Annotated in this window: 14 protein-coding genes and 2 pseudogenes; 10 read left to right on the top strand and 6 right to left on the bottom strand. The window is 48.5% G+C overall.

All coding sequences use genetic code 11. The features are described from left to right. Positions 1-424: 424 nt before the first annotated feature. The 7 genes and pseudogenes from SYN6312_RS02170 to tnpA form a co-directional block, all read left to right on the top strand. Positions 425-2,284 (top strand): TolC family protein, encoded by a 1,860-nt coding sequence (locus SYN6312_RS02170; protein ID WP_253276402.1) that lies wholly within the window; start codon positions 425-427, stop codon positions 2,282-2,284. Between the two features lie 154 nt (positions 2,285-2,438). Beyond that, positions 2,439-2,840 (top strand): hypothetical protein, encoded by a 402-nt coding sequence (locus SYN6312_RS20500; RefSeq protein WP_253276403.1) that lies wholly within the window; start codon positions 2,439-2,441, stop codon positions 2,838-2,840. Between the two features lie 2 nt (positions 2,841-2,842). Beyond that, entirely contained in the window at positions 2,843-3,148 is a 306-nt protein-coding gene (locus tag SYN6312_RS20505) for a hypothetical protein (RefSeq protein ID WP_253276404.1), read from the top strand. Beyond that, positions 3,132-3,239: a DUF4351 domain-containing protein gene (locus tag SYN6312_RS20510; protein WP_253276405.1), complete on the top strand. Its 108-nt coding sequence runs from the start codon at positions 3,132-3,134 to the stop codon at positions 3,237-3,239. Before SYN6312_RS20505 ends, SYN6312_RS20510 begins: the two co-directional genes overlap by 17 nt. A 143-nt stretch (positions 3,240-3,382) precedes the next feature. Next, complete coding sequence (locus SYN6312_RS02180) at positions 3,383-8,260, top strand: calcium-binding protein (RefSeq protein ID WP_015123227.1); 4,878 nt, start codon at positions 3,383-3,385, stop codon at positions 8,258-8,260. 69 nt (positions 8,261-8,329) lie between these two features. After that, positions 8,330-8,485, top strand: coding sequence for a hypothetical protein (locus SYN6312_RS19640; protein WP_015123228.1), 156 nt, complete (start codon positions 8,330-8,332; stop codon positions 8,483-8,485). Between the two features lie 156 nt (positions 8,486-8,641). Then, positions 8,642-8,948: pseudogene (gene tnpA / locus SYN6312_RS02185) on the top strand (IS200/IS605 family transposase); the annotation flags it as partial. A gap of 5 nt (positions 8,949-8,953) precedes the next feature. On the opposite strand, the pseudogene SYN6312_RS20045 reads toward tnpA, so the two are convergent. The 3 genes and pseudogenes from SYN6312_RS20045 to gcvT form a co-directional block, all read right to left on the bottom strand. Continuing rightward, positions 8,954-9,067, bottom strand: a pseudogene (locus SYN6312_RS20045) (type II toxin-antitoxin system HicB family antitoxin); the annotation flags it as partial. Positions 9,068-9,317: 250 nt separating this feature from the next. After that, positions 9,318-9,707, bottom strand: coding sequence for a glycine cleavage system protein GcvH (gene gcvH, locus SYN6312_RS02195; protein WP_015123231.1), 390 nt, complete (start codon positions 9,705-9,707; stop codon positions 9,318-9,320). A 67-nt stretch (positions 9,708-9,774) separates the two neighbouring features. Further along, on the bottom strand, positions 9,775-10,902 hold the full coding sequence (gene gcvT / locus SYN6312_RS02200) for a glycine cleavage system aminomethyltransferase GcvT (protein ID WP_015123232.1): 1,128 nt from the start codon (positions 10,900-10,902) through the stop codon (positions 9,775-9,777). Between the two features lie 329 nt (positions 10,903-11,231). Between gcvT and SYN6312_RS02205 the strand changes: the two genes are divergently transcribed. Next, positions 11,232-12,707: a phospholipase D-like domain-containing protein gene (locus SYN6312_RS02205; protein WP_015123233.1), complete on the top strand. Its 1,476-nt coding sequence runs from the start codon at positions 11,232-11,234 to the stop codon at positions 12,705-12,707. Between the two features lie 3 nt (positions 12,708-12,710). Here SYN6312_RS02205 and rdgB read toward each other — a convergent pair whose 3' ends face one another. After that, positions 12,711-13,328, bottom strand: coding sequence for an RdgB/HAM1 family non-canonical purine NTP pyrophosphatase (gene rdgB / locus SYN6312_RS02210; protein WP_015123234.1), 618 nt, complete (start codon positions 13,326-13,328; stop codon positions 12,711-12,713). A gap of 110 nt (positions 13,329-13,438) precedes the next feature. On the opposite strand from rdgB, the gene cobU reads away from it, so the two are divergent. Beyond that, positions 13,439-13,999, top strand: a complete 561-nt coding sequence (gene cobU / locus SYN6312_RS02215) for a bifunctional adenosylcobinamide kinase/adenosylcobinamide-phosphate guanylyltransferase (protein WP_015123235.1) — start codon at positions 13,439-13,441, stop codon at positions 13,997-13,999. Between the two features lie 19 nt (positions 14,000-14,018). Here cobU and lpxA read toward each other — a convergent pair whose 3' ends face one another. Next, positions 14,019-14,843, bottom strand: coding sequence for an acyl-ACP--UDP-N-acetylglucosamine O-acyltransferase (gene lpxA / locus SYN6312_RS02220; RefSeq protein ID WP_015123236.1), 825 nt, complete (start codon positions 14,841-14,843; stop codon positions 14,019-14,021). Positions 14,844-14,957: 114 nt separating this feature from the next. After that, entirely contained in the window at positions 14,958-16,652 is a 1,695-nt protein-coding gene (locus SYN6312_RS02225; RefSeq protein ID WP_015123237.1) for a DUF3685 domain-containing protein, read from the bottom strand. 484 nt (positions 16,653-17,136) lie between these two features. Here SYN6312_RS02225 and SYN6312_RS18115 point away from each other — a divergent pair, with 484 nt between their 5' ends. Beyond that, positions 17,137-19,527 carry a diguanylate cyclase domain-containing protein gene (locus SYN6312_RS18115; RefSeq protein ID WP_015123238.1) on the top strand — a complete coding sequence of 797 codons (2,391 nt, stop codon included), beginning with the start codon at positions 17,137-17,139 and terminating at the stop codon, positions 19,525-19,527. Positions 19,528-19,607 lie beyond the last annotated feature (80 nt).

Below are 19,607 nucleotides of genomic sequence, written 5' to 3' on the forward strand. Positions count from 1 at the left end.
ACTTTCGTGAACATTTTTTCTCTCCCAGGCCTGGGATTGGCCACAACCTCTGGACTCAAAGAACTCAAGTTTACACATTTTATCTTGAACAAATGCTAGATCATTGATCATTGTTAGGCTCTTTGCTCTTAGTCTCATAGTTTTAAAGTTCTAAATGAGTCAGGATGGCATCTAATTATTTGTCCAACTACCTCCGCTCATCCCCGAACCCGAAGTGGACATGATAAAGTTTGGCAGGAGTAGTCTGTGGATGGTAGTAGGGCTGGCCCTGGGACTGAAGCTTTTTTCAGTGACTTGCCAGGCCTGGCTATCATGGTTCTCAGGGTGAGGGTGAACAAAAAGGATGCGTTATAAAACCGTATCAACCAGAAATAAGTGTTTCCTGGCTGGGATGGCGATTGGGTTTAGCCCGCTGATCTCGCTGGTGCCCCCGACAGAAATTGTCGCCGCAAATCCAGTGCCTGGAGACAGGTTATTCTCTGAATCCTCTGAAATTATCTCGACTGAACCAGCAACCGCCACCGGGTCAGCCTTCATCCCCACCGACTCCCCTATTTCCACAGGTGAAGATACCCCCATTGCCCAGACCCCCCCAACCCCAACTGAGTTACCCCTAACAACCGCTGAACCGTCAATTTCCACTCCCGCCTTGATTCCCCTGAATCCAAATCCTGATCCCCTAGATTTGCCAACTAAGGCCAGCCAAGTCACCCTCGATTTAACCAAACCAATCACAATGGCCCAGGCCATTGAAGTTGCAACTCGCAATAACTTAGCCTTGAAAACCGCTGAACTCCAACTGCGCCAAGCTCGGGCCGCACTCAAGGAAGCTGAAGCGAGTTTATATCCCAGTCTTGGCTGGCAAACCACCATGGGACGCGGCGTTTCTCCCACCGGCCAGTTGATTAGTTTTCCCCTCAATACCCAGCAACAGCAACAACTCCAGCAACAACAACTCCAACAGGCCCAGCAGCAACTTGTCGGACAACAGCAGACTGCTAGCCAAATTCTTCAAAACCAGTTGAATCGACTCCAGCAGCGGTTTCAGGGGCCACAAATCACCACCTTTAACGATCAACAAAACCTAGAGTTGCAGCAGTTAATTCAGCAATTACAAAGTAGTGCTACCCTTGCCGCAACTCCTCCTGTTTTTCAACCCACGACCCTGTCTCCGCTCATCCTTAATGCTCGCAGTTTCAACTCAATTCCTGGCTTTGCTAGCTTTACTACGCCTAACTCATCCGGCGGAACAATTGTTGGTAACACCTTTAATAGTACGGCCTCTCTAAGCTATAGTCTCTGGACTTCTGGGAGTCGGGATGGTTCCATTCAAGCGGCCCGCGAACAGGTACGTTTGGCTGAGCTAGAAGTCCGGCGTCAACTGGATCAACTCACCTTAGATGTGGTTAATGATTACCTCAACGCTCAACAGGCCAATGTTCAACAACAAATTGGCCAGGCCGCGGTAACCAATGCCGAAATTAGTTTGCGGGATGCGGTGGCTTTTGAACGAGCAGGGCTAGGAACAATGCTAGATGTTCTCCAAGCTCAAGTTAATGTTGCCAATGCCCGGCAAAATCTCAACCAGGCCCAAAACCTCCAAGTTACCAGTCGGCGGCAACTAGCCCAACGCTTGAATATTGCTGAAAATGCGAATCTGACTCTTGCCGATCCAGTCCGAGTTGGCCCCGAATGGCCCTTATCTCTAGAGGACACCATCACCCTGGCCTTCAAAAATCGGGTTGAACTCCAACAACGGATTGCCCAACGCAATATTGCCCTCCAAAATCGCCGTGTCGCCCTCGCCGCTATCCAACCCCAAGTCAGTACCTTTGCCAACTTCAATGTTTTTGATCAGCTAACGGACAGTGTTTCTCCTCAATATGGCTATGCAGTTGGGTTGCAGTTCAGCATGGCTCTTTTTGATGGGGGTAGCGCCAAAGCTAGTGCTGGCCGGCAAGAAAGTTTAGCCGCCAGTGCTGCCCAGCAGTTTGCCAGTACCCGTGATGAAATTCGGTTTCAAATTGAGCGGGGGTATAACACGCTTGTTGCTAGTAAAGAAAACATTGGCACAGCCCGAACTGCCCTGACCAGCGCGACAGAGGGACTCCGACTAGCACGGCTTAGATTCCAGGCCGGGGTGGGTACTCAACAGGAAGTCACCAATGCCGAAACCACCCTCACCCAGGCCCAAGGCAACTTATTAACTGCCATCCTCAACTACAACCGGGCTTTTGCACTTTTAGAACGGTCAGTTGGTTATGCCAATGAAATTCAGTCTTAGAGAATGCTAAATTACACCTTTATTTTTCATACTTTGGTCTCCTTAACTCCATTATCAGAAAGTATGTAAACGGTAACGCTATCCTCAATTTATAGCTTCTGATAATATCTGCAAATTCCTAGCTGATACCTATCCGAATGATTTTATCTTTTGGTTGCTGAATGAGGTTGACTTTTCTGGATCACTTTGGGAACCCCTCAAAACCGAACTAGCGGTTGAACCCATCCGGGCTGATAGTGTTATTATCCTCCAAAAATCTGACAAGCTATTGCAGTTGGAATTTCAAACCCTGCCCCAATCCCAACCGGATTTACCCTTTCGGATGGTGGATTATTACGTCCGCCTCAAACGCCTGTATCCCCAGAGTCAGATTCACCAAGTCTTAATTTTCCTCAAACCGACCAACGACCCAAGATGTCAAATCACGGCCTATGAAGATGCCCAACTCAGCCATCAATTTCAAGTCATTCGGATGTGGGAACAAGACCCAGAACCATTTCTGGACAATGCTGGCCTGCTACCCTCTGTCAAACCAATAATGGTCAAGAACTGTTAGAAATGATTGCGGCCCAAATCAATCAAATTCCGCCTGAACTGGGACGAGCGCAACTGTGGGCCTGTTGTGATGTGTTGGCGGGGCTAAGATTTGAGAAGGAGTTGATCAAACGTATTTTTCGGGAGGAAGTCATGCAGGAGTCAGTCACGTATCAAGATATTTTGCAGAAGGGTGTGGAGCGGGGCCTGAAGCAGGGAATACAGCAAGGGATGCAACTAGGGCTACAACTAAGGAGAAACTACGGTTGTAATCCGGCAACTACAGCGGCGGTTGGGGGACTTATCTCCAGCGGTGGTCGCTCAGATTAGAGGGTTGCCATCAAATCAACTGGAAGAACTGGCCGATGCTCTCTTAGATTTCCAGGCCATTGAAGACCTCCAGGCCTGGTTAAACTCCTAAAAAACTTCTCTACACCTACAATAATTTGGGAGGAAGTGGCGAGAATTTGATTAGTAATCTCTTAAAGACTTGTGCCGTCTTAACGCATCGTAAAACTGCAATGTCGAGCTAAAATTAAAGGCATCCCAGAGAAATATAGAATAATGGCCATCATCTTTACCAACCCCACCAATGCCCCCACCGCCGGCCCCGACACCATTATTGGCGATAACGCAAACGATATCATCAATGGCCTGGATGGAGCCGATCAACTATTTGGTGAGAGTTTTGTTGGCAGTGTTAGTGGTATGGCGGGATCGGATGACCTCTATGGCGACTCCTTTGCCGGTTCAGTCAGTGGCACGGCCTGGAGCGATATTCTCTACGGGGAATATTACACGGACAGTATTACAGGCGGCTCAGTCACGGGCGGCAATGATGCTCTGTATGGGGAATTATACGGCAACAGCATTAGTGGCGGCACTGTCACGGGTGGCAATGACACTCTCCACGGTGAGTATTACAACAGCCCTATTACGGGCGGTACGATTACGGGTGGTAATGATCAACTCTCGGGAGAATTTTACGACGACAGTATTACCGGGGGTATGGTCACAGGCGGTGATGATGCTGTCTATGGGGAGCATTACCTCGACAGTATTACCGGGGGCATTGTTATAGGTGGCGATGATGTTCTTCTAGGGGAGTATTACAACAACAGGATTACGGGTGGCACGGTCACAGGGGGGGATGATCAACTCTTCGGGGAGTCCTACAACAGTATTACGGGCGGCACAATCACTGGTGGCGATGATGCTCTAATCGGAGACTTTTATACAGGCGATATCACCGATGGGACAGTCACGGCTGGCAACGATACCGCTTATGGCGAATCTTATCTGGACATCTCAGGTGGCTCAGTTACAGGCGGCAATGATTTTATATATGGGGAGTATTACAGCACCATTAGCGGTGGCTCAGTTATCGGGGGGAGTGATACCCTAGCTGGGGAGCAATATGGCGCAATCACGAGCGGGGTTGTGACGGGGGGAGATGACAACCTCTATGGCGAATACTATATCGGCCCCATTAATAGTGCAGCTTTCGTCAGCAGTGGTTCTGACCAGATTCATGGCGAATACTACAATGGCGCAATTGGTGACAGTTCTGTCCAGGCCGGGAACGATACAATTTACGGCGAATACTACAACAGCAACATCAGCACTGGCACGATTACCGGCGGGAATGACACCCTCTATGGCGAAGAATACATCAGTGCAATTGCCCTAGGGACTATTGTTGCTGGCAACGACATTATTTATGGTGAATACTTCAATGGCAGCATTTCCGGCGCGGTTGTCACTGGGGGTGATGATGAAATTTACGGTGAAGCCTTTGCTGCCTTGATTTTAGCCGGTGAGATTATTGCCGGGAGTGACCAGCTTTACGGCGAGTATTTTGATAAAAACATTTCTGGAGCAACCGTCACCGGCGGCGATGACACCCTCTACGGCAGTCGCTATCTGAGCGGGATTTCCGGCGGCACAATTCAGGGCGGGAACGATACCCTTTATGGTGAATACTTTAACAGTAGTATTACCGGCGGTGAGGTCACAGGGGGCGATGATGTTCTCCAAGGCGAAGCCCATTTTGCAGTCATTTCTGGTGGCACGATTACGGGTGGGGACAACACAATTTTTGGTGAGTTTTACGCCGGCCCCATTTCCAATGCAATAGTCTATGGGGGCAATAATGATCTCCTGGGTGAGTCTTACTTAAACCTACTCTCTGGAGGAATCATTACCGGGGGCGATGATTTCCTAGTCGGCAACCTGATCAATGGCCCCGTCACCAATGCCACTGTAGTCGGTGGGTCCAACTATGCGGTCGGAGAGAGCTATGCTGGTAATATTGTTGATGGAGAAATTAGTGGCGGCAACGATACTTTAGTCGGCCAGGCTCTTACCAACTCCGTTACCAACAGCAGTATTGAGTTAGGGAATAACACTCTCTATGGCGAATACTACCAAGGGGAGATTAGCGGGGGTACGGTTCAGGGTGGGCAAGACCTGCTTTACGGCGAGTCCCATGGTGGGATTATCAACAGCGATGTTATTGCGGGTTGTGATGACATTTTTGGCGAATACTATGAAGCTGACATTACGGGTGGAGTTGTAATCGGTGGCAATGATCTAGCCTTCGGGGAATATGTTGAAACTATTACAGACGGCACATTTACCGGCGGGGACAACTACATTGCCGGGGAATATTACGAAGGGGACATTACAACAGCCAGTATTCAAGGCGGCAACGATACGCTCTATGGTCAGTACTTTGGAACGATACAGGGTGGGGAGATAGTTAGTGGTAGTAATGGCCTGTTTGGGGAAGATTACGAAGGCATTATTACCAATGCCACGGTTCAGGGGGGAGACGATGTTCTTTACGGTCAATACGTTGGCAACGTATCCGGCAATGGATTCTTCGTTAATGGTGGCCTGGGCCTGTTTGGTGAGTTTTATTTCGAGGAGATTATCGCATCCGAAATTTATGGCGGTAACGACACTCTCTATGGAGCTTACTACGGCACGATTTCCGGTGGGACAGTTGTCACTACGTCTAATGATTTATTGGGTGAAGGTTTTGACTATGCCATCACTAATGCCACAATCCAGGCCGGAGATGATGTTATCTATGGGGCTTACTACGGAGACATTACGGGTGGTGAAGTTGCCAATGGGTTTAATTTCATCTACGGCGAAGACTATTTGGGTGACATTACCGATTCATCCATCCAACAAGGCAATGACACGATCTACGGGGCCTATTACGGCACGATTTCGGGCGGCATAGTTACTGGAGGTGGAAACTATATTTCCGGTGATGAAGAACAGTGTGGCTGTGGGGTTGTCACTAATTCGACCATTCTTGGCGGAGATGATGTTCTCTATGGCGACTACTACGGGGACATTTTAGGCGGTGAGGTGACGGCTGGGGATGATGGGCTTTATGGTGGCGGCGGGAACGATACCCTGGCCGGTGAATATTATTCTGGCTCCATTGTTCCCAGTGCGACTATTGTGGCGGGGGATGATGTTTTAGACGGTGGGGCTGGCATTGATACAGTTGACTACACCACGGTTTTATCTGGGGTAATTGCAGATTTAGAGGCGGGAACAGCTCAGGGTGGGTCTGGGTATGATGACCTCTACGATATTGAAAATCTCTTAGGTTCGGCGTTTGATGATTCCTTCGGTGGGACTGCTGATACCAACAGCCTAGTTGGGAATGGCGGTAGTGATACGTTGCTAGGGCTAGACGGCAATGATTATCTAAATGGTGGTGTTGATGCCGATACGATGGTGGGTGGCATTGGTAATGATACCTATGTTGTGGATAATTCGGGCGATAACGTTACGGAAAACTCTAGTGAAGGGATTGATTTAGTCCTCTCATCCATTACCTATAGTTTGACGAACAATGTTGAGAATTTAACCTTAACGGGAACCGCTAACCTCAACGGCACGGGGAATGAGTTAGAAAACACGATTCTGGGAAATTCAGGGAATAATACCCTTAATGGCTCCACTGGGGCTGACCGGATGATTGGCGGGTTAGGGGATGATGGCTATCTGGTGGATAACGTTGGGGATGTGGTGGTTGAAGGGGTGGGAGAAGGGCTGGATATCGTCTTTACAACCGTTACCTATAGCCTTAGTGCCAATGTAGAGAACATGACCCAGGCTGGCAGCAGCAATATTGATGGTACCGGGAACGACCTTAATAATACGATTCTGGGGAATACCGGGAATAATATTCTCTCGGGTTTAGATGGCGATGATAACCTGAGTGGACGAGGGGGCAACGATACCTTACTGGGTGCCATTGGGAATGATTATCTAGACGGTGGCTCCGGTACAGACCTGATGGAGGGGGGGATTGGCGATGATACCTATGTCGTGGATAACGTTGGGGATGTGGTTAGCGAGTTGCCCAATGAAGGGATTGACTTAGTTCTCGCTTCCATCAGCTATAGTTTGACGGCTCATGTGGAGAACTTAACGTTGACGGGGGGTAGCAGTCTCAACGGAACCGGAAATAGCCTCGCTAATACACTTTGGGGGAATACCGGGAATAACTCCCTCAATGGCTGGACAGGAGCCGACTTTATGGCTGGGGGCCTGGGTAATGATACTTATGTGGTAGATAACGTTGGAGATGTCGTAGTTGAAAACTCATCAGCGGGGGTTGACCGAGTATTTTCTTCGATTAGCTACAGCTTGACCGCTAATGTTGAGAACCTCACTCTAACCGGAATCGATAACCTGAATGGCACGGGCAATGACCTCAACAACACCCTTACCGGAAATTCTGGAAATAATACCCTCAATGGCTTGACGGGGGCTGACCGGATGATTGGCGGGTTAGGCGATGATAGCTATCTGGTGGACAATGTCGGTGATGTGGTGGTTGAAGGGGTGGGAGAAGGGCTGGATATCGTCTTTACAACCGTGACCTATAGCCTTAGTGCCAATGTCGAGAACATGACCCAGGCCGGCAGCAGCACTATAGATGGAACGGGTAATGCTCTGACCAATACCATTCTGGGAAACTCTGGAAATAATATTTTATCCGGTTTAAATGGAGATGATAGTCTCAATGGGCGAGTGGGGAACGATACCTTAGTGGGGGGCTTCGGACTGGATGTTTTGACTGGGGGGCCTGGCAATGATGCGTTTCGATTTAATGCGCCAAATCAAGGATTGGATACCCTCACTGACTTTACTAAAGTGTCGGGGAACTTTGACCAGCTCCAGGTGTTGGCGACTGGGTTTGGGGGTGGCTTGACGATAGGGGTTTTACTGGCTAATCAGTTCCATTTAGGGACTGCGGCTACAACAACAACCCAGCGGTTTATCTATAACCAACCCAATGGATTTTTATTCTTTGATGTGGACGGGTCAGGCAGTGCTTCTCAAATCCACTTTGCCACTCTCAGTAATCGCCCGAGTTTGACCAATACAGATATTGTCGTTGTCTAAAATCGAATATTGTTGTAGTGTGTTGGCAGCATTGTTAACTTTTATATCCCCAAAGCAAAGGGCAACTCTATGGAAGATATGCAAAAACAGCCCAAGCGGCTCCCCTATACTTCACCAAAGTTAGTTGTGCTTGGGAAAGTGGATACTCTGACGCAAGTTGAGTGTGGCGGTGGTGATGATGGTTTGGGTTCTGGTACCGGGCCGGGTGGGTGTAGTGCTCCCTAGTTGTTAAAATCAACTCCACATCCACCATGACTCAATACAAACACACCTACTGATCCGGGGAAGCTCAGGATAACTCTCCAGTTTTTAATCACTTTGGGTAAATTCCCCGCCCCTATAGCCCTTCGGGCATTCAAGAAAGGGGCGTAATCTTGAGCAATGAGTGAGTACATCCATAAGAGTCATAACGTCACAGCTTTCCTATATCACCTAGTATTTCCGGCTAAATATCGACGAGCTGTAATCGATGAACGAGTGGATGAGGTATTGAGAGAAGTCTGTTTAGACATAGAAAAACGCTATGAGATTAAATTTGTTGAGATTGGTGTAGATAAAGACCATGTTCATTTTTTAGTGCAGTCAGTGCCAACGTATTGTGACGAAATTAGTAACGATGCTCAAGAGTTTGACAGCTCGGGAAATTTTTAAGCAATGCCCTCAAGTTAAGCGACAGTTGTGGGGAGGCTTCATTTCCTCTAAGGTTTCTCCTTGGGCTAAACATCCGCTCAAGGCCGGGACTTCAGCCACAAATCCTCCTTCTGGGGAGGGATAAATTACAGTCGGGTAATGGTGTCTCTCCTGCAATGTAACTTGATAACTCGCTTGATATAGGGTAATTTTACTCTTTTTAAAAATATGATGACTACCGGAAACTCTCTCTAAAATAAAGCCCTCTAATTCCAAACGTTGACGAACCTCTGCAAAGGTGATGTTGTTTGGACTATTTTTTAAGGTCTCTAGGATTTTATCTTTCTTTCCTATGAATCTCTAGCTCAACGGAGGAGAACTAACGGGAACAAAACACCCATCAAACTCAATTTCAGCCTTAACAGGTTTAAACTTCACCTTCAACAAGGGCCTGGTATTCGGCGGCACTCATGGCATCGGCAATATCATCATCATTAATCCGCACCTTCATGAGCCAGCCTTCCCCATAGGGGTCTGTTGCAATATCTTCGGGGGAGTCCACAATGGCCTGGTTCGTTTCAATCACCGTGCCGGAAACCGGAGCATAAAGTTCTTCCACGGCTTTCACGGATTCAATGGTGCCGAGTCGCTCTCCTTGCTCGATGCTATCTCCTTCTTGGGGGAGTTCAACAAAGACAATATCCCCTAATTGATCCACAGCAAAGGCACTGATTCCAATGGTGGCAATTTCTCCTTCAAGACGCACATATTCATGACTATCGAGGTACTTCAGATCTTCGGGATATTCCAAGCTCATAGGAGGCTCACAGAATTTAATTGATGGAATGGATAAATGGATGCCTTGGTTAGCTTACCTAATTTTTTCAGGATTTTGGGCGGCGATAAAACGGACGGGGGACAATTTTGGCTGAATGGACTTTCCCGCGGATTTCAACCCCAATGTCTTGCCCGATGTTGGCCAGGCCAGTACGGACATAGCCCAGGCCCAGGGGTTGAGCAATCGTTGGCGGTAAACTCCCACTGGTGACACTGCCCACGGTCTGACCCTCCACAACGATCAAATAATGGGGCCGAGGAATTTGTCGCTCCTCCATGAGAAAACCAACCAATTGCCGAGAGACTCCAGTTTCTTTTTGTTGTTCTAGGGCAGAGCGACCAATAAAATCCCCTTTTTCCCAATTAACTAGCCAGCCCAGGCCCGCTTCTAAGGGGGTTGTCGTTTGGTCAATATCCTGTCCGTACAAGGCCATAGCAGCCTCTAGACGCAGTGTATCCCTTGCTCCCAGGCCACAGGGGGTCACTCCAGACTTTTGCAAGGCTTGCCAGAGGTCTTGGCCCACAGTCTTTGGCACCATGATCTCAAATCCATCTTCGCCGGTATAACCCGTCCGCGCAATCCAACCGGGAACTTGGGGAAAGGGGGAATCTGGGGGTAAATGGATCGTCGCGGGCTGGTGGTGATAGTTTTTAAGACCGTCTAGGGGAATATCAACAAGGGGTTGTAAGGCTTGGACTGCTTTTGGGCCTTGGAGGGCAATTAGGACGAGGGTGTCCGTCTGATTTTCTAAAGCCAGTTCGGTTGTATTCAAGTGTGCTTGTAGCCAGGCCCAGTCTTTAGCGGTTGTGGCGGCATTGACGATTAAGGAAACCAAGTAACGACTGTGACAATAGACAATCAAATCGTCAACAATTCCCCCCTGATGGTTGAGGAAAACGGTGTACTTGGCCTGGCCGGGTTGAAGCTGGCTTAAATCAGTGGGGACGAGGGGTTGAAGGGCTGTTAGGGGATTTTCGCCTTTGAGATCAAATTTACCCATGTGGGAAATATCAAACATCCCCACCCCCTGACGCACGGCCTGGTGTTCGGCCACAATTCCTTGATACTGCACGGGCATTTCCCATCCTGAAAATTCCACAATCCGGGCCTGGGATTTCTTGTGGAGGTCAAACAAGGGCGTGCGCAACAAGGTTGGAGAGGTTGAATGGGTCATGGATTGACAAATACCGCCTAACTTTGAAAATATTATATAACAGAAAAATAAGAGACTGATTAGGTTCAATACTTTGAAGAATAAATAGCCACTACCATTATAAAAATACTTTCGATAAATCTTATTTTTTACATTAGTGATTCAGAAACCAAATATTGTTATGTGTTTTCATTATTGCCATGTTTATGTGTAAAATTTTATTTCGGAATTTGGCAATCCCAAATTAGTTATCTTAACTTATGTTTCAATAGCAATTTTCTTGATCGGTGATTGATTTCAAGTCTTTCTTAGATGCGTGTTTTCTTTCATTTGTAATAGTGCAGACAATTATGAAAATCAGTAGCGACTCAATAGCTAATACATTTTTAAGTGTCTTTTCTGTAGCTGGATGTTTTGCTTCAGTTATGACCAATCAAATGATTTATTTAGCAGCACCAATAACATTAACGCTTTCCTATGGGCTATTTCATCAAAGACGACTAGCGGCAAGTTCAGAAAGTGATCGGGATAACTTACAAGTCTTAATTAGTGAATTTAGAGATTTTCAAAGACAAGAGGCTAAAAGAGAAATCGAACTAAAAGAACTAATAAATACTGAAATTCAAATCTCAAGCCAGCCTTCACCGGAATTTGAGAGACTTTATCAACAACTCAATAATCGCAATATGCAACTTCTGAAACTTGTAGTTCATAATCTAAAAGAGGATTATAAGTATCAACTCACTGAAACAGAAAAGAAACTATCAAAAAACTCGGAAAGTATTTCAAAATCTCTTAAAGCAGAAATAGAAATCTTAAAATCTCAAATTAAGAACTTTAGCTATGAATTAGATTTAAATCTTGAATTATCTCGAAATATATTAGAATTAGAAAATCACCATAAGATGAAATTAAATAGTTTAGAAGAAGAGCTAAATGGAAATTCAGGATATATTTTGCAATTATTGATAGATAATTTAGACAATCTTGAATCACAGTTTAACAACTTGAAAAACTTCAATACAGATTCTGAAGTGATTCTAAATTCTCTAAAGATCCAGATTGATTCCATTCATAGGCGTTTAGACAATTTAAATAGAAAAATTAATCAAAAATCAAACGATATTAAAGCATTAATTTATACGGAATTTAGAAATGTTGAATTTATTGGAAGATATAAAATAATTAAAGATAGAAATGGGAGTCGTCAAGCATTTTTACAAGCCCTTGATAAAACCCAAAAGCATTTAAGGATTGTTTGTCCTTGGCTCAGAAAGTCCGCAATTGAAGGAGAGGTCTTTGATAAAATGAAAGTTCTTTTAGATAGAGATGTAAAGATCGAACTTTGCTGGGGCAACTTGGGAGATGCAAGAAACAATATTGATAATCTTAATTTAGCCACTTTCATGAAACGCCATAATGCCTGGAAATATGATGGTTTACTCTTATTAGATGAGTTGCAAAAAGCGTATCCAGAGCAATTTATTTCCAAAATGATCGGAACCCATGAAAAGTATTGGATCAGTGATGAATGTTATTGTTGTATTGGCAGTCATAACTTTCTCTCGTCCGGTGTAAGCAGTTCAGAATTAGAAATTGGCATTAAAACAAGTAATCCTAGAATTATTGCAAGCCTATTTGAGCGATTTCATAAGTATCAGGGAAAACTCTATGAACCTAGAGATACAGAAGAACTTGAGGGTTCCATCCAACTGAGTTTTGAGTTTGTAAAAGGAGTAATCCAAGATATTGAACAACGTGACAAAGAACTGATTCCTCATGAAGATTTGATAAAAATTATAGAATCTCAAACACAAGATGATTGATCTCTAGAATAATTCTGCTGATGAAAGAATCTGTTTTAACTTGGGTAATATTCCGGCCAAGGCAACCCCTCGATGACTGATGTGGCGTTTTGTTTCGGCACTCATTTCGGCAAAGGTGCGGGCCTGGCTGGGGACATAAAAAATTGGGTCATAACCAAAGCCGTTTTCACCTCTGGGGCCCGACAAAATTTCTCCTGCACAGCGGCCAACTTCGGTTAAGGCAATTTGACCATTAGGACGGGCTAAGGCTAAGGCACAAGTAAACCAGGCCTGGCGATTTAACTCTCCTCCTAGTTCGTTTAGCAACCGCTGAATCCGTTCTGGATCTGTTTGGCCATAGCGGGCTGAGTAAATTCCGGGCGCACCAGCCAAAGCCGCCACCTCCAGGCCAGAATCATCAGCAATGGCCCAATCTCCCGTGGCCTGGGCAACAGTAGCGGCTTTCAAACAGGCATTTCCTAAAAAAGTCGGTTCAGTTTCAGGAATATCTAAGTCCGCAGGCATCAAGCAAACGTCCCAGGCCAAGTCTGCTAAATAAGTCTGAAATTCTCGCAATTTGCCTGGGTTTTGACTGGCAATAACCAAGCGTGGTTGTGTGGGAGGGGAGCTAGGGATAGACAATGGATCAGGCTCTTAATGGATGACAATACAAAGCCTAAAAGATTGTTAGCGAGAGCGTCAAAAAATTAAGATCAACCCCTATCCGTCATTTCTGGAACCTGACTCTACCTATGCCGACTTCGCCCCTAGTTTTAGTGACTGGCCCCGCCAGTTCTGGCAAAAGTGAATGGGCAGAATCCCTTGCGGATCAAAGTCGCCGCCGAGTTATTTATATTGCCACCGCCCAACGCATGGCCACCGACCCGGAATGGGAAGCCAAAATTAAGGCCCATCAACAACGCCGTCCCCCCCATTGGCAACTGTGGGAAATTCCTCAGGATCTTGCCCCAGGCCTGGCTGATGCCCCGGCAGATAGTTGTGTGCTCATTGATTCTCTCGGCACTTGGGTTGCCAATCAGTTAACAATCTCCGACCCGGCCTGGGAGAAATTGGTTCAAGAGTTACTGGCCACCTTAAAAGAGTTGCCTGCGATTAAAATCTTGGTGGCGGAAGAAACAGGCTGGGGGGTCATTCCTGCCTATCCACTGGGCCGCTTATTTCGTCAACGCCTGGGGACACTGACGCGCAAGATTGGGATCATCGCCGATGAAGTTTACCTCGTAACGGGTGGCTATGTTCTGCCCCTTCATCACCTGGGCATGCCCCTCGACTCGACCCAACTGATGATTTAGTTCAATGTTTTCGAGAAAATTAATAGTCCTCAGGCCCGGTCTGGGGTGGGCGTAAGCCTACCGTAGGTGTAATGAACCGACAAATACCGCGCTGGGATTGGGCAATAAACTCAGATAGTTCTTGGACGAGGGGGTCGGCAAACTTGGCCTGGAGAACGGCGAGGGCCTGGGTAATGTTTAGTTTTGGGTTGTAAAGCTCATGAAGAGCCTCTTTGAGAATTTGCCGCTCTGCCAGGGTAAAGCCTGCCCGCTTCAGACCGACGGTATTCAGACCCATGACGGTATTGGTGCTGAGGCTGCGGGTCATACAGAAGGGGGGGACATCTTTTTGGGTGGCCGTTCCCCCGGAGAGCATCGCCAAACGGCCAATGCGGGTAAATTGATGGACTAAGCAGTTCCCACTGATGAAAGCCCGATCCCCCACCTGGACATACCCCGCTAAGAGGGCATTATTCGCGAGGGTGACTTGATTGCCGATACAGACATTGTGGGCTAAGTGACTGTTGGCCATCAGTAGGCAATGATTTCCCACTAAGGTTTGGCTGTCTGCCCCTGTGCCCCGATGGATGGTCACCCCTTCCCGAATCTGACACTGATCGCCAATCTGGACATAGCTGCGGCCCCCTTGGTAGGCAAAATCTTGAGGCAAATCACCAATCACGGCCCCACTGTGGATTTGACAATTTTGGCCAATGGTTGTATGCCCCAGGAGGGTGACATGGGGCCCTAGTATGGTTCCAGGCCCAATTTCAACGGTGGCGGCAACATAGCAGAAGGGGCCAATTTCTACCCCAGCCCCGAGCTTTGCCCCCGATTCGATGATGGCGGTTGGATGAATACCCACGTGTAGCAGGACGACCGATTGCTTTGTGACTTTACGGCCCTGGGAATACAGCCGTCAATAGAGCCTCCCTAGGACATGGGCGCGCTTGGCTGAAAATGCTGAGTCAACCGGACTTTAAGGCTTTGGTCTAGCCCGTTTAACATCCAGCGCAAACGTCTGCCCCAGGCCCTGGAGAATCCCCCGCCCAATTAGTCCAATCCCCCGCCCAATCACTTGGGTCAAGACATAGACAACTCCCTGACCAATCAAGGCAATGGCTGCTCGCAACGGTGGGGAAACCGCATCTCGGGCTTCTAAGGCCAGGGTGACTCCATAGCGAAGACCCTCCAGTTGCTCCAGTTCGGGAATCCGAGGTAAATAGAGGGAGGTTTTACTAATACCCGTGGCGGAAAGAACCAGCAAACTGACTCGGCTTTCAAAAATCTCTTGGGGTTCAATCACGAGGGTCTGCCAGCGATATTTCCAGGAGAGGGCATTGCGAAACCGTTCCATATCTCGGAAGGACAAGACGCGCCGATCGTAAAAAAGCCCCTTGATGGCATCCTCATGGGCAAAGCGATTGAGAAGGGGGTGGATCACCGCATTGGCCATTTGCAGGATGAGATTATCCAAGATTTGACTTAGGTGTGCGAGGGCGGTGGGTGTTCCCCAGGCCTGGAGACTGTTCTCAATCATCAAGGGCTGCTGCCACAGTAAATGGGCCATCAGTTGATCGACTAGGGGAATTTTTTGGAGAAATTCGCTTTCGATGCTGGCCTGGGCCTGGAGCAGGGTCGCCGTAACCTCCTGTTGGTTAGGCAAGGTGGCATAGGGGCCAAAAAACTGCCGGATACTTTGCTGCCAAAGGTCTAACAAAATTTGGGGGCGTTTTTCCTGGAGTTGGGCGATTGTCAGGCCAGAAGATTGCAACGCCGTGAGGATGTCTTCCCACTGTTTGAGGATCACCAGGAGTAATTCCAATCTTTTTTCGGTTTTGAGGATATCTAACTCCAACGGTTCCCCCGTTTGATTGACCAGGCCGGCTTGGCAGCGGGAGACAAATTGATCCAGAAGTTGGGCGGGTAAGGGCGGCGGGGGCGGTGGTGGGGCGGGCGGTGGTGGGCTGGGGATGACTCGGCGGGGTTGGGGTAACCAGTTGGCCACAAGGGCCCGCGCGACACGCATTTCCCGCTGGCGACCTTGACAGACCAAACGTTCCAGACCAGACAGTTGCGGTTGTCCCAGGTGGGTTTGAAGCATCGCCAGCAGAGTATCCATTTCCGTTAACCCCGATTGAATCAGGTGGTACTGCCAACGGGTCAGGAGATTGGGATATTGGGAGCTTAAGCTGGGTTGTGGGGCCTGGAGGGTATAGATTTTTTCACCCAAACGCAACGTATTCACCGCGGCGACAATTTCACTGATGTCACTGCCTTTGGCAATAAAGCCTTCAACTCCCATGGCCTGGGCTGTGTCCACAAGACTGACGGCGGCCGGCCCCCCCAGCAAGAGGAGCGCAAGTTGGGGATATTGCTGTTTCAAACGTTGCCAGAGCCAAGGAGTAGCCGGATCGTTGAGGGTGAGTTGAGCCTCAAGGATGACTAACTTGACATGACTCCTGACCCCCACTAGGTTTTCTTGCTGCGGTAAAAGTCCCGCCAGTTGGGCCAGGGCCAGTTGACTATCCCCTGCTTCTGCCACAATCTCCAGTCCGGGAGTCTGGGTTAGCCCTGCCCGTAGCCCCAAGCGAAAAATTGGATCCGGATCCACCAAAGCAATTGGGTAAGCCGAATCGCCTGGAGAAGCCACAGTAGGAGCGACAGAGATCAAAAATTCAACACCTCACCAGGCCCACAGTTGAGAATACAGGCCGCCCATTGGAGATTATGCTATAGCACGGGACACCGGATTGAAGCCAAAACCCCTGAAAAGCGGCTAATTCCCCTTGGCCAATGTGGAGAGGATGCCGATTAGCCGGGTCTGTTTTTCCTGATCAACCACTTGCCTGGGTGTGACTAATTTCTGTTGATTATTTGCTTTTTTCCGTGGGGTTCCAAATCCCTCAATCGGTTCTCGGGCCTGAGTAATGTTTTGTAATCTTGAGCGAAGCCACGGAGGATTCTGCCAAAATTTCCTAAGATGGGCCTGGGGGAAGCAGGACTCCAGTTGATTCAATCTTCTCTGGCTGCGGGGGACGTACCTTGATCGCCATAGCATGACACTCACTGGCCTAATTTCATCAGCACCGAAGCAATGATTGCCGAGCTATTCCCCCTTGATTGACTCCTGTCCAGCCCCAAATGGGTAACACAATATGATCAGCCCATTATCGCCGCCCCTTGCATCTGGCTCAAATCTTCTCCAGGTGGTGAAAACGGCTGTTCAAACGATCACCCCCCAAGCCACCATGCACCAGGCCTTGCAACACATTCGGCGTGACCAAGGCAACTGCTTACCCGTAATTGACCCCATGAATGGGATGTATCGGGGCCTGGTGACCGAGCGGGAACTGGTCAAAGCGATTGCTCACCCCCTACCCTTAGCAGAATTAACTGTAGCTGATGTCATGCGGGATGCCCAGACCCATCTCAACTTGGCAACCCTTGATCAGCCGATGCAGGTCTTGCACGCTTTTCGTCAGTTTCAGTGCAATGCTCTCCCCGTTGTCGATCCTCAAGGACGGTTGCAGGGCATTCTCAATCGTCAAGACTTTCGGAATACCTTAGAACCCACAGATCTCCTGAAGTTGAAGCGGGCCGAGGAAGTTATGGTGTCGGACGTGCGGGTGATTAGCCCAACCCAATCTTTAGCAGAGGCGGCGGCCATCTTGGGGGCTGAAGAGATTAGCTGCTTGGTGGTGGTCAGGGAAGCAGAACCAGATTATCCCCTGGGTATCCTCACGGATCAAGATATTCTCAACTACTATCAACAAACTCCCAATTCTGCGACTCTCCCGATCCAGGCCTGTATGAATGCGTCGGTGATTACCGCCCAAACCCAGGACTCCATTTGGCAGATTCATACCCTCATGGCTCAGCATCAAGTCCGGCGGATTGTGATTGTCAATGAACAGGGAAAGCTGGCCGGCCTGGTCACCCAAAGTAGTATTCTCTGGGCCATTGATAGCCAAGAAGCGGGCTGGATCATTCACCTGCTCCAAATCGAACTCCAGCAGGCCACCAGCGAACTGCGCGCTTCCCTCAGCCAACACCAGGCCTTAACCGCCGCCATTACCCAACGGGAACTCCAGTACAACACGCTCCTGGGTCAACTCCCTGCGGTTATCTATCAACGCGGTTTGGAGCCAGACTGGAGGTTGATCTATACCAGTGACTATTGGGAAACTCTCAGCGGTTATCGGCCAGGCATGATTGGAGAAATGGCCTCCCTGATTCTGCCAGAGGACTATGAGCGGGCCAAACTCCAAATTCAAAGCGCAATCCTCCAAAAGCAACCCTATGTCGTTGAATATCGCTGCCGCCATCGCAATGGAACCCTAATTTGGATTCAAGACCGGGGCCAGCGGGAACCCGATCAACCAATCCTGAGTGGAATTCTCCTGGATGTCACCGCCCAACGCCGCCAAGAAGAATTACTCCAACGCTATTTGCAACGGGAGTTACTCATCAGCACCATCAGTCAAAATATTCGCCGCTCTCTGGATTTAACCCAGGTGATGCAAAGTGCAGCCGATGATGTCCGCCAAATTCTCCAAACCGACCGGGTATTAGTTTTTCGTCTTTTGCCCAATGGCCTGGGGGTTGTCGAAGTTGAATCCCTGGCCCATCCTGAGCAGTCAATTCTCGGCCGGTTTATTCAGGATCCCTGCTTTTTAGACAACCTCAGTCGCAAACTTACATCGGGTTATACCGCCACCATCAGTGATAGCCACCAGGCCAAGCTGCATCCCTGCCATCGGGAACTTTTACTAAACCTAAATGTCCGGGCGAATTTAGTCGTCTCCATCCACCAAAATGAACGAATTTGGGGGTTACTCATTGCCCATCAATGTCACAGTCCCCGGCTTTGGCTCACCGATGAGATTCTGTTATTACAACGGATTGGTGAAGCCTTAGCCATTGCGGTCAATCAGGCCGAGCTTTATCAACAACTGGCCCAAGCCAATCAAGAACTCCAGCAACTCGTCTATGTAGATGGCTTAACCCAAATTGGGAATCGGCGACAGTTTACGGATATTTCCTTAGCAGAATGGCGACGGGCGGCCCGAGAGCAAACCCCCATCAGCCTAGTTTTAGTGGATATTGACTATTTCAAACTTTATAACGACCACTACGGCCACCAACAGGGAGATGTCATCCTCTATCGGATTGCCCAACAATTGGCGGCAGGGTTACAACGGCCGGGGGACTTGGCCACGCGTTATGGCGGCGAGGAATTTGCCCTGATCTTGCCAGATACTCCAGAGGCCGGGGCTATCCAAGTGGTTGAACAAATCCAAGAAGCCATTGCAACCCTGGCCATTCCCCACGCCGCTAGTTCAATCGCCCCCCACCTCACCCTCAGTTTTGGCATCGCAACCCTGATTCCCCAACCCACCCAGGCCCTCGACCTCTTACTGACGGCGGCGGATCAAGCCCTCTATCAAGCTAAGGCCCAAGGACGTAACACCTATTGTATCCACACCCCCACGACAGGGGATATCCAAGGCCAGCCAGCCCCCCAGCCAGCCCAAAAACTGGAATAGTCTGCCCCAGTCTGGTCTGAAAAACCATGCTACGTTCTAACCACATAATTTTCTAAGTGTCATGGTGTGAACGGGACAAG

The sequence above is a fragment of the Synechococcus sp. PCC 6312 genome (assembly GCF_000316685.1).
Taxonomy (GTDB): domain Bacteria; phylum Cyanobacteriota; class Cyanobacteriia; order Thermosynechococcales; family Thermosynechococcaceae; genus Pseudocalidococcus.

Coding starts and splice junctions, on each gene's coding strand:
- SYN6312_RS18115 (WP_015123238.1), top strand. CDS start 17,137: ATGATCAGCCCATTATCGCCGCCCCTTGCATCTGGCTCAAATCTTCTC.
- cobU (WP_015123235.1), top strand. CDS start 13,439: ATGCCGACTTCGCCCCTAGTTTTAGTGACTGGCCCCGCCAGTTCTGGC.
- SYN6312_RS02205 (WP_015123233.1), top strand. CDS start 11,232: ATGAAAATCAGTAGCGACTCAATAGCTAATACATTTTTAAGTGTCTTT.
- SYN6312_RS19640 (WP_015123228.1), top strand. CDS start 8,330: ATGGAAGATATGCAAAAACAGCCCAAGCGGCTCCCCTATACTTCACCA.
- SYN6312_RS20505 (WP_253276404.1), top strand. CDS start 2,843: ATGATTGCGGCCCAAATCAATCAAATTCCGCCTGAACTGGGACGAGCG.
- gcvT (WP_015123232.1), bottom strand. CDS start 10,902: ATGACCCATTCAACCTCTCCAACCTTGTTGCGCACGCCCTTGTTTGAC.
- gcvH (WP_015123231.1), bottom strand. CDS start 9,707: ATGAGCTTGGAATATCCCGAAGATCTGAAGTACCTCGATAGTCATGAA.
- SYN6312_RS02180 (WP_015123227.1), top strand. CDS start 3,383: ATGGCCATCATCTTTACCAACCCCACCAATGCCCCCACCGCCGGCCCC.